The 992-nt window shown below is 66.1% G+C and carries 1 protein-coding gene and 1 pseudogene; one reads left to right on the top strand and one right to left on the bottom strand.

Going from position 1 to position 992, the window contains the following annotated elements; genetic code table 11:
- Nucleotides 1–320 (bottom strand): annotated as a pseudogene (locus tag EN925_RS37300) (GNAT family N-acetyltransferase); the annotation flags it as partial.
- 65 nt (nt 321–385) lie between these two features.
- Between EN925_RS37300 and EN925_RS37295 the strand changes: the two are divergent.
- Nucleotides 386–992, top strand: a 607-nt coding sequence (locus EN925_RS37295; protein WP_128337434.1) for a DNA polymerase IV, incomplete at its 3' end; no start/stop codon positions are given.

Here is a 992-nt window from a genome sequence, read left to right as displayed (position 1 = left end):
GCCGGATCCGTGGCGTCGGCAGGATCGACCGGTGCCGACCCCCTGCCCTGGTTGTTCCATTCGGGCACGTCGGCGCGCGGTCCGATCTGCATCCAGCCAACCGCCTGACCGTCCTCGAATGCCAGCAGGCCCGGCGGCGGGCCGGCCTCGATGCGCGCCTTGATGTGGTCCTTGTTGCGTTCCCGGCTGCTCTCGCGGCGCATCGCCGGCGCCAGCCGGAAATGCGTGCACCAGCAGCCGTAGCAGGCACCTTGCTTGCCGAAGAGGTCCTCGAATTCAGCCCAAAGCTCGGGCGCAAGCGGCGCTATGGTCGTGCTCATGCGTTCTCCCCAGGCCAGCCTTGTCGCTGGCCTTGCACTGTCGTACCATTGCCTCTGTTCTCTTTATGTTCGCAGCGATGGCGGCCCCTGTCAACAATCCCGATCACGGTTTTTGCCGCGACTGCCTGATGCTTCAGCGCAGCCAGACGCGCCGCTGCGAGCGCTGCGGCAGCCCCCGGCTTGCGCGTCATCCCGAGCTTTACCGGCTGCATCTGGCCCATATCGATTGCGACGCCTTCTATGCGGCAATCGAAAAGCGCGACAATCCGGCGCTCAAGGACAAGCCGCTGATCATCGGCGGCGGCAAGCGCGGCGTCGTCTCCACCGCATGCTACATCGCCCGCATCCAGGGCGTGCGCTCGGCCATGCCGATGTTCAAGGCGCTCGAAGCCTGCCCGGAGGCGGTGGTCATCAGCCCCAACATGGAAAAATACGTCCGCGTCGGCCGCGAGGTGCGCGCCATGATGCAGGCGCTGACGCCGCTGGTCGAGCCGCTGTCGATCGACGAGGCGTTTCTCGACCTCGCCGGCACCGAACGGCTGCACGGCCTGCCACCCGCTGTGGTGCTGGCGCGCTTTGCGCTGGCGGTCGAGAAGGAGATCGGCATCACCGTTTCGGCCGGCCTGTCCTACTGCAAGTTCCTCGCCAAGATAGCGTCGGACTTCCGTAAAC

Origin of the sequence: Mesorhizobium sp. M7A.F.Ca.US.006.04.2.1 (genome assembly GCF_004022915.1) — a bacterium.
Classification (GTDB): domain Bacteria; phylum Pseudomonadota; class Alphaproteobacteria; order Rhizobiales; family Rhizobiaceae; genus Mesorhizobium; species Mesorhizobium ciceri.
The sequence above is the reverse complement of the archived record's forward strand: the minus strand, read 5'-3'. Positions and strand labels throughout refer to the sequence as shown.